Here is an 8,254-nt window from a genome sequence, read left to right as displayed (position 1 = left end):
CGTCGGCGTCCTGATCGCGCTCGGTGCCCAGCAGGACGAGCACGCCGCGCTGGACGCCTTCTCGGCCGCGCTGCGCCGGATGTCGGCGGAGGCCGCGCGCGACGCCGCCCCCGGGCCGGAGCCGGTCGTCGCGGTCGGCTCCTCGGTCGGCTCGGTCCGCGACGCCCGGCGCACCCTGCTGGAGGCCACCCAGGTCGCCGACGCCGCCCTGCACGACGCGCCCGGCGCCCGGACGTCGTCCTACTACCGGCTGCCCGACGTCCGCCTGCGCGGCCTCCTGCACCTCCTGCGCGACGACGCCCGCCTGCAGACCTACGTCGAGCGCGAGCTCGGCCCGCTGCTCGCCCACGATGCCGAGCACAACGGCCAGTTGGTGCAGATGCTGCGGATCTACCTGGAGCAGGGCCGGAACAAGTCCGCCGCCGCCGACGCGGCGCACCTGTCCCGGCCGTCCTTCTACGACCGCCTGCACAAGGTCGAGCGCATCCTCGGCGTCGACCTCGACCAGGTGGAGTCCTGCCTCTCCCTCCACGTGGCCCTGCTCGCGCTCGACGCCGTCCGCCGGTGAGCCTCAGACTCAGACGCCCGTGATGCGCCCCCAGATCTTGTGCAGCGCGGGCCGCTCGGCCGAGGTGACGTCGCGCATGGTGCGCAGCCGGGCCCGCATCTCATCGGTCGGGAAGACCAGCGGGTTCTCCGCCAGCTCGGCCTTGTCCTTGTCCCCGCTCGCCGCGAGGACCTCGCGCGCGGCCGGCACCGGGCAGATGTACTGGACGGCGGCGGCGAGTTCGGCGGCCACCTCGGGCTGGTAGTAGTAGTCGATCAGCAGCTCGGCGTTGCGCTTGTGCACGGCCCGGTTGGGGATCATCAGGCTCTCCGCCCACAGCTCGGCGCCCTCCTCCGGCACGAGGAACGCGATGTCCGGGTTCTCCGCGGTGAGCTGGACGGCGTCGCCGGAGTACGCCTGGCAGGCGAGCGCGGCGCCGGAGGCGAGGTCGCCGGTGTAGTCGTTGCCGGTGAAGCGGCGGACGTGCCCGTTGTCGACCATCTTCTGCACGAGGTCCATCGCCCGGTGCGCGTCGTCGTCGGTGAACCGGGAGACGTCGGCGCCCTGCGAGAGCATCAGCAGCCCGAGCGCCTCGTCCAGCCCGGCGAACAGCGTCACCCGGCCCTTGAGGTCGGGCGCCCAGAGGTCCGCCGTCGACTTCAGCTCCCGGCCGAGCGCCTTGCGGTTGTACGCGATGCCGGTGATCCCGGACTGCCACGGCACGCTGCGCCTGCGCCCGGGGTCGAAGGCCGGCTGGGCGAGCTGCGGGTCCAGGTGCGCCGTGACGTTGGGCAGGTTGGCGCGGTCCATGGCCTGCACCCAGCCGAGCGAGACGTACCGGCCGGCCATCCAGTCGCTGACCACCATGAGGTCCCGGCCGGGGTCGGCGCCCTCGGTGAGCACCGGGCTGATCTTGCCGAAGAACTCGTCGTTGTCGTTGATGTCCTCGGTGTAGGTGACGGCGATCCCGGTCTTCTCGGTGAAGGCGTCGAGCGTCGGGCGCCGGCCCTGGTCGTCGACGTCGATGTACTGCGTCCAGTTGGAGAACGCCATCCGCTGGTCGGACTCCGAGCGGTCCGGCGCCGAGCGGCGGTCCTCGGCCACGTACGCGGACGGGATGCCACAGCCGCTCAGCGCGCCGGCACCGAGCAGCGCGGCCCCGCCGAGCACCGAACGTCGGCGCAGCGCACGGGAGTTCAACGGACGTCGGAGCATGGTGGTGCTGGGCATGGTGGAGCCTCCGGAGCGTGGGACGGCCCCGGGCGGCGGTCGGAGCCGCCCGGGGCCGTCCTGGTCGTTACGTCAGACAGTGTGCGCGTCGGCGAGCGACAGCACCTCGTCGAGCACCGCGAGGCCGGTCTTGGCCTCCTCCTCCGAGACGGTGCACGGCGGGACGACGTGGAAGCGGTTCATGTTGACGAACGGCCAGAGCCCGCGCTGCTTGCACGCGGCGGCCAGCTCGCCCATCGGCGCGTTGGCGGCGCCGGCGGCGTTGTAGGGCACCAGCGGCTCACGGGTCTCGCGGTTCTTGACGAGGTCGAGCGCCCAGAACACGCCGAGGCCGCGCACCTCGCCGATCGAGGGGTGGCGCTCGGCCAGTTCGCGCAGGCCGGGGCCGAGCACGGTCTCCCCGATGTGCTTGGCGTGCTCGACGATGCCCTCCTCGGCCATCGCGTTGATGGTCGCGACGGCGGAGGCGCAGGCCAGCGGGTGGCCCGAGTAGGTGAGCCCGCCGGGGAACGGCCGCTCGTCGAAGTCGGCGGCGATCGCGGCGCTGATCGCCACGCCGCCGAGCGGCACGTAGCCGGAGTTGACGCCCTTGGCGAAGGTCAGCAGGTCCGGGGTGACGCCCCAGTGGTCGGCGGCGAACCACTCGCCGGTGCGGCCGAAGCCCGCCATCACCTCGTCGAGGATGAACACGATCCCGTACCGGTCGCAGATCTCCCGCACCCCGGCGAGGTAGCCCGGCGGCGGGATCAGGATGCCCGCGGTGCCGACGACGGTCTCCAGGATGACGGCCGCGACCGTGCCCGGCCCCTCGAACGCGATCACCTGCTCCAGGTGCTCCAGCGCGCGCTCGCACTCCTGCGCCTCGTTCTCGGCGTGGAAGTTGGAGCGGTAGGCGTACGGGCCCCAGAAGTGCACCACGCCGGAGACGCCGGTGTCGTTGGCCCAGCGGCGCGGGTCGCCGGTGAGGGCGATCGCGTTGGCGGTGGCGCCGTGGTACGAGCGGTAGGTGGAGAGCACCTTCTGCCGGCCGGTGTGCAGCCGGGCCAGCCGGATGGCGTTCTCGTTGGCCTCGGCGCCGGCGTTGGTGAAGAAGATCTTGTCCAGGTCGCCGGGGGTGCGCTCGGCGATCAGCCGGGCGGCCTCGCTGCGCGACTCGACCGCGAAGCCGGGCGCGATCGTGCAGAGCTTCGCCGCCTGCTCCTGGATCGCGGCGACCACCTTCGGGTGCTGGTGCCCGATGTTGGTGTTCACCAGCTGCGAGGAGAAGTCGAGGTAGCGGTTGCCGTCGTAGTCCCAGAAGTACGAGCCCTCGGCGCCGGCCACCGCGAGGGGGTCGATCAGCGCCTGGGCGGACCACGAGTGGAAGACGTGCGCGCGGTCGGCGGCCTTGACGGCCTGGCCTGCGGCTGAGTCAGCGGTGGGGATGCTCATGTCGTAAGGCTAGGGAGTCCGGCCACCGAAGTGGAGTTTCATCTTGTCAGTCGGTCACGCGAACGGCCGACAGGGTGCAAAGACACAGGGCCCGGGTCGAAAAGACCCGGGCCCATTGTCAGTTCACACGATCAGCTGCAGATCAGATCGCGGTCATCCTGTGCTCGACGGTCATGACCCGCTAGATCGCGGTCATCCTGTGCTCGACGGTCATGACCCGCTAGATCGCGGTCATGACGTGCTTCACCCGCGTGTAGTCCTCGAAGCCGTAGGCCGAGAGGTCCTTGCCGTAGCCGGACTTCTTGAAGCCGCCGTGCGGCATCTCGGCGACCAGCGGGATGTGGGTGTTGATCCACACGCAGCCGAAGTCCAGGCGGCGCGACATCCGCATGGCACGGGCGTGGTCCTTGGTCCACACCGAGGAGGCCAGCGCGAACTCGACGCCGTTGGCGTACTCGACGGCCTGGTCCTCGTCGGAGAACCGCTGCACGGTGATGACCGGGCCGAAGACCTCGTTCTGGATGATCTCGTCGTCCTGCTGGAGGCCGGAGACGACGGTCGGGGCGTAGAAGTAGCCCTGCTCGCCGACCCGGTGGCCACCGGTCTCGACCTTGGCGTGGGCGGGCAGCCGCTCGATGAAGCCGGCGACCTGCTTCAGCTGGTTGGCGTTGTTCAGCGGGCCGTACAGCACGTCCTCGTCGTCCACGCCGCCGGTCTTGGTCTCGGCCGCGGCCTTGGCCAGCGCCTCGACGAAGGCGTCGTGGATCGACTCGTGCACCAGCACGCGGGTGGCGGCGGTGCAGTCCTGGCCGGCGTTGAAGAAGCCCGCCACCGAGATGCCCTCGACGGCCTCGGCGATGTCGGCGTCCTCGAACACCACGACCGGGGCCTTGCCGCCCAGCTCCAGGTGCACGCGCTTGACGTCCTTGGAGGCCGACTCGGCGACCTGGATGCCGGCCCGGACGGAACCGGTGATGGAGGCCATCGCCGGGGTGCGGTGCTCGACCATCAGCTTGCCGGACTCGCGGTCGCCGCAGATGACGTTGAAGACGCCGGCCGGCAGGTCCAGGTCCTTCAGGATGCCGCCGATGATCTCGGCCAGCAGCACGGTGGAGGCCGGGGTGGTGTCCGAGGGCTTCAGCACCACGGTGTTGCCCGCGGCGATCGCCGGGGCGAACTTCCAGACGGCCATCATCATCGGGTAGTTCCACGGCGCGACCTGGGCGCAGACGCCGACCGGCTCGCGGCGGATGATCGAGGTCATCCCGTCCATGTACTCCCCGGCGGCCTTGCCCTCCAGCAGGCGGGCGGCACCGGCGAAGAACCGGATCTGGTCCACCATCGGGCCGATCTCCTCGGAGAGGGTCAGCGCGCGGGGCTTGCCGGTGTTGCGCACCTCGGCGTCGACGATCTCGTCGGCGCGCGCCTCGACCGCGTCGGCGATCTTCAGGAGCAGCTTCTGGCGGGTGCTCGGGGTGGCGTCACGCCAGACCGGGAAGGCGGCGGCGGCCGAGGCCATGGCGGCGTCCACGTCGGCGGCACCGGACAGCGGGGACGTCGCGTAGACCTCGCCGGTGGTCGGGTCGACGATGTCGAGCGTGCGGCCGTCGGCCGCGTCCACGAACTCACCGTTGATGTAGTTGCGCAGCGTGCGAAGGTCGCTCACGGAGTCTCTCCTCGGTCTGGTTCCTGCGGCGTTGCAGAGTCCGGCGCCATGGTACGTCGGCGGTTGCGGCGTACGAAGGGTTGCGATGGGCGCCGAGTGGCCGGGCCCCGGGGGGCGCGGTCCACTGGTGGGGGAACGCGCGCTGCGCTGCGTCGCCGCGCGCGTACCGTGCCAGAGTAGCCGCAACACGGATGGGATCGACAGGCCCGACCCACTATCACGATGAAATCCGTATGCGATTTCGGAGATCGCGACGAAATCAGCAGTTTCCACGGTTGCGAACACGGGAACGATCAGGCACAGTGGCGGCGTGGCCAACCGCGACCGGAACGCCAGCGTTCCCCTCGACACCGCCTCCAAGGCGATCATCGAGCAGCTCCAGGAGGACGGGCGCCGCCCGTACGCCGCCATCGGCAAGGCCGTCGGCCTGTCCGAGGCGGCCGTGCGCCAGCGCGTCCAGAAGCTGCTCGACCAAGGCGTGATGCAGATCGTCGCCGTCACCGACCCGCTCACCGTCGGCTTCACCCGCCAGGCGATGGTCGGGATCCGGGTCGAGGGCGACATCGAACCCGTCGCCGACGCGCTGGCCGCCCTCGACGAGGTCGACTACGTCGTCTGCACCGCCGGCTCGTTCGACCTCCTGGCCGAACTGGTCTGCGAGGACGACGAGCACCTGCTCGAAATGATCAACAAGCGCATCCGCGCGCTTCCCGGCGTGCGGAGCACCGAGAGCTTCGTTTACCTGAAGCTCCGGAAACAGACCTACACCTGGGGCACCCGATGACAGCCGACCCGGCCCAGAAGGACCTTTCCAAGACCGCCTACGACCACCTGTGGATGCACTTCACCCGCATGTCGTCGTACGAGAACTCCCCCGTGCCGACCATCGTCAAGGGCGAGGGCACGTACATCTGGGACGACAAGGGCCGGAAGTACATCGACGGCCTGGCCGGCCTGTTCGTCGTGCAGGCCGGTCACGGCCGCACCGAGCTCGCCGAGGTGGCCGCCAAGCAGGCCAAGGAACTCGCGTTCTTCCCGATCTGGAGCTACGCGCACCCCAAGGCCGTCGAGCTGGCCGAGCGGCTCGCCAACTACGCCCCGGGCGACCTGAACAAGGTCTTCTTCTCCACCGGCGGCGGCGAGGCCGTCGAGACCGCCTGGAAGCTCGCCAAGCAGTACTTCAAGCTGATCGGCAAGCCGACCAAGTACAAGGTCATCTCCCGCGCCATCGCCTACCACGGCACCCCGCAGGGCGCCCTGTCGATCACCGGCCTGCCGGGCCTGAAGGCCCCGTTCGAGCCGCTGGTGCCGGGCACCCACAAGGCGCCGAACACCAACATCTACCGCGCCCCGCACTACCTCGAGGGCCCCGACGGCACCGTCGACCCCGAGGCGTACGGCCGCTGGTGCGCCGACCAGGTCGAGGAGGCCATCCTCTTCGAGGGCCCCGAAACCGTCGCCGCCGTGTTCGTCGAGCCGGTGCAGAACGCCGGTGGCTGCTTCCCGCCGCCGCCCGGCTACTTCCAGCGCCTGCGCGAGATCTGCGACCGCCACGACGTGCTGCTGGTCTCGGATGAGGTCATCTGCGCCTTCGGCCGCCTCGGCACCATGTTCGGCGCCGACAAGTTCGGCTACGTGCCGGACATGATCACCTGCGCCAAGGGCATGACCTCGGGCTACTCCCCGATCGGCGCCACGATCATCTCCGACCGCATCGCCGAGCCGTTCTACAAGGGCGACAACACCTTCCTGCACGGCTACACCTTCGCCGGCCACCCGGTGTCCTCCGCCGTGGCGCTGGCCAACCTCGACATCTTCGAGCGCGAGGGCCTGAACCAGCACGTGCTCGACAACGAGTCGCGCTTCCTGGGCACCCTGAGCAAGCTGCGCGACCTGCCGATCGTCGGCGACGTCCGCGGCAACGGGTACTTCTACGGCATCGAGCTCGTCAAGGACAAGGTCACCAAGGAGTCCTTCAACGACGAGGAGACCGAGCGCGTGCTCTACGGCTTCCTGTCGAAGGCGCTCTTCGACAACGGCCTGTACTGCCGCGCCGACGACCGTGGCGACCCGGTCGTCCAGCTGGCCCCGCCGCTGATCTCCGACCAGTCGACCTTCGACGAGATCGAGCAGATCCTGCGGACCAGCCTCACCGACGCGTGGGCCAAGCTCTGATCATCTGATCCTCTTTCCCCACCCTCCGCCGAAGGGCGGCCCCGCTCCCCGCGGGGCCGCCCTTCGGTGCGTTCCCGATCCGACCCGGACGTTTCCGGTCGGCGTTCGCACCCAAACATGCCTGATTGCGGGTGATTTGCCCGCGATGGCCCAGTGCGCCGCAACCGCGCGGGGCCCCGGTCGTTCTAATCTGACGACTGTCATATCCCTGCGGCCACCCAGGATGGAACCTCATGTCAGCGGCACCGCCTGACAACGACGTGCTGTGGGCCCGGGGGATCGTCAAGTCCCATCACGGCACGCCCGCCCTGCGCGGCATCTCGATCGGCGTCCGCGACGGCGAGGTCCTCGCCGTCACCGGCCCGCGCGGCTCCGGCAAGAGCACCCTGCTCGGCTGCCTCTCCGCACTCCTCCCGGTCGACCAGGGCGAGGTCTGGTTCAACAGCTCCCCCGTCCACACCCTCACCCGGGCCGGCCGCGAACGGCTGCGCCGCGACCGCTTCGGCTTCGTCGGCTCCGAACCCCACCTGGTGCCCGAACTGACCGCCCGGGAGAACGTCGCCCTGCCGCTCCTGCTCGCCGGCGCCGGCAACAAGGCCGCCTACACCGCCGCCGACGAATGGCTGGAACGCCTCGACGTCGGCGACATCGCCCGGCACCGCCCCGACCGGCTGCTGCAGAGCCAGCGCCAGCGGATCTCCGTCGCCCGCGCGCTCGCCCCGCTGCCGCCCGTCGTCTTCGCCGACGACCCCACCGCGCCGCTCCACCGCGAGGCCGCCGACCAGGTCCTGCGGATACTGACCAGCGCGGCCCGCTCCCACCAGCTCACCCTCGTCCTGGCCACGCACGACCCGGAGCTCGTCCGGTTCGCGGACCGCGCCGTCGCCCTCGTCGACGGACGGCTCACCGCCCCCGCCGCCCCCGTTCCGCGCGGCGCCGCCGCGGGCACGGCCGGCGCCTCGGCCGTCTCGGCCACCCGCCGCTGACGACACCGGGCTCCAGGGCCACCGAGCCGCCGAACCACCGAAGACGAGCCGCTGAAAGAGTCGACGTGTTCTACCTCCGCCTGGCCCGGGGCTACCGGGTCCCCGACCTCGGCCGCTGGCTGCTCGGTCGACGCGATCGGCGCCGAGAACGTGCACTGCGTCTCGATGCCGAGCCGCTACTCCTCCGAGCACTCCAAGGACGACGCGGCCGACCTGGCC

7 protein-coding genes are annotated in these 8,254 nt (G+C 70.6%); 4 read left to right on the top strand and 3 right to left on the bottom strand.

All coding sequences use genetic code 11. The features are described 5' to 3' along the window. Window positions 1-568, top strand: a 568-nt coding sequence (locus AB0O00_RS23580; RefSeq protein WP_363654836.1) for a helix-turn-helix domain-containing protein, incomplete at its 5' end; no start/stop codon positions are given. A gap of 9 nt (window positions 569-577) precedes the next feature. Here AB0O00_RS23580 and AB0O00_RS23575 read toward each other — a convergent pair. The 3 genes from AB0O00_RS23575 to AB0O00_RS23565 form a co-directional block, all read right to left on the bottom strand. After that, window positions 578-1,777: a spermidine/putrescine ABC transporter substrate-binding protein gene (locus tag AB0O00_RS23575; protein WP_363654834.1), complete on the bottom strand. Its 1,200-nt coding sequence runs from the start codon at window positions 1,775-1,777 to the stop codon at window positions 578-580. Window positions 1,778-1,849: 72 nt separating this feature from the next. Next, window positions 1,850-3,208 (bottom strand): aspartate aminotransferase family protein, encoded by a 1,359-nt coding sequence (locus AB0O00_RS23570; protein ID WP_363654832.1) that lies wholly within the window; start codon window positions 3,206-3,208, stop codon window positions 1,850-1,852. Window positions 3,209-3,428: 220 nt separating this feature from the next. Continuing rightward, window positions 3,429-4,874, bottom strand: a complete 1,446-nt coding sequence (locus tag AB0O00_RS23565; RefSeq protein ID WP_363654830.1) for a gamma-aminobutyraldehyde dehydrogenase — start codon at window positions 4,872-4,874, stop codon at window positions 3,429-3,431. 310 nt (window positions 4,875-5,184) lie between these two features. Between AB0O00_RS23565 and AB0O00_RS23560 the strand changes: the two genes are divergently transcribed. The 3 genes from AB0O00_RS23560 (at window position 5,185) to AB0O00_RS23550 (ending at window position 8,035) form a co-directional block, all read left to right on the top strand. Next, on the top strand, window positions 5,185-5,658 hold the full coding sequence (locus AB0O00_RS23560; protein ID WP_363654828.1) for an Lrp/AsnC family transcriptional regulator: 474 nt from the start codon (window positions 5,185-5,187) through the stop codon (window positions 5,656-5,658). After that, entirely contained in the window at window positions 5,655-7,049 is a 1,395-nt protein-coding gene (locus AB0O00_RS23555; RefSeq protein ID WP_360233231.1) for an aspartate aminotransferase family protein, read from the top strand. The genes AB0O00_RS23560 and AB0O00_RS23555 overlap by 4 nt, the downstream gene beginning before the upstream one ends. 233 nt (window positions 7,050-7,282) lie before the next feature. Next, window positions 7,283-8,035: an ATP-binding cassette domain-containing protein gene (locus tag AB0O00_RS23550; protein WP_363654826.1), complete on the top strand. Its 753-nt coding sequence runs from the start codon at window positions 7,283-7,285 to the stop codon at window positions 8,033-8,035. The last annotated feature ends 219 nt before the right edge of the window (window positions 8,036-8,254 follow it).

The sequence above is a fragment of the Kitasatospora sp. NPDC093558 genome (assembly GCF_040683475.1).
GTDB lineage: Bacteria > Actinomycetota > Actinomycetes > Streptomycetales > Streptomycetaceae > Kitasatospora.
This window is presented reverse-complemented; position numbering and strand designations above follow the sequence as displayed.

Coding starts and splice junctions, on each gene's coding strand:
- AB0O00_RS23575 (WP_363654834.1), bottom strand. CDS start 1,777: ATGCCCAGCACCACCATGCTCCGACGTCCGTTGAACTCCCGTGCGCTG.
- AB0O00_RS23570 (WP_363654832.1), bottom strand. CDS start 3,208: ATGAGCATCCCCACCGCTGACTCAGCCGCAGGCCAGGCCGTCAAGGCC.
- AB0O00_RS23550 (WP_363654826.1), top strand. CDS start 7,283: ATGTCAGCGGCACCGCCTGACAACGACGTGCTGTGGGCCCGGGGGATC.
- AB0O00_RS23555 (WP_360233231.1), top strand. CDS start 5,655: ATGACAGCCGACCCGGCCCAGAAGGACCTTTCCAAGACCGCCTACGAC.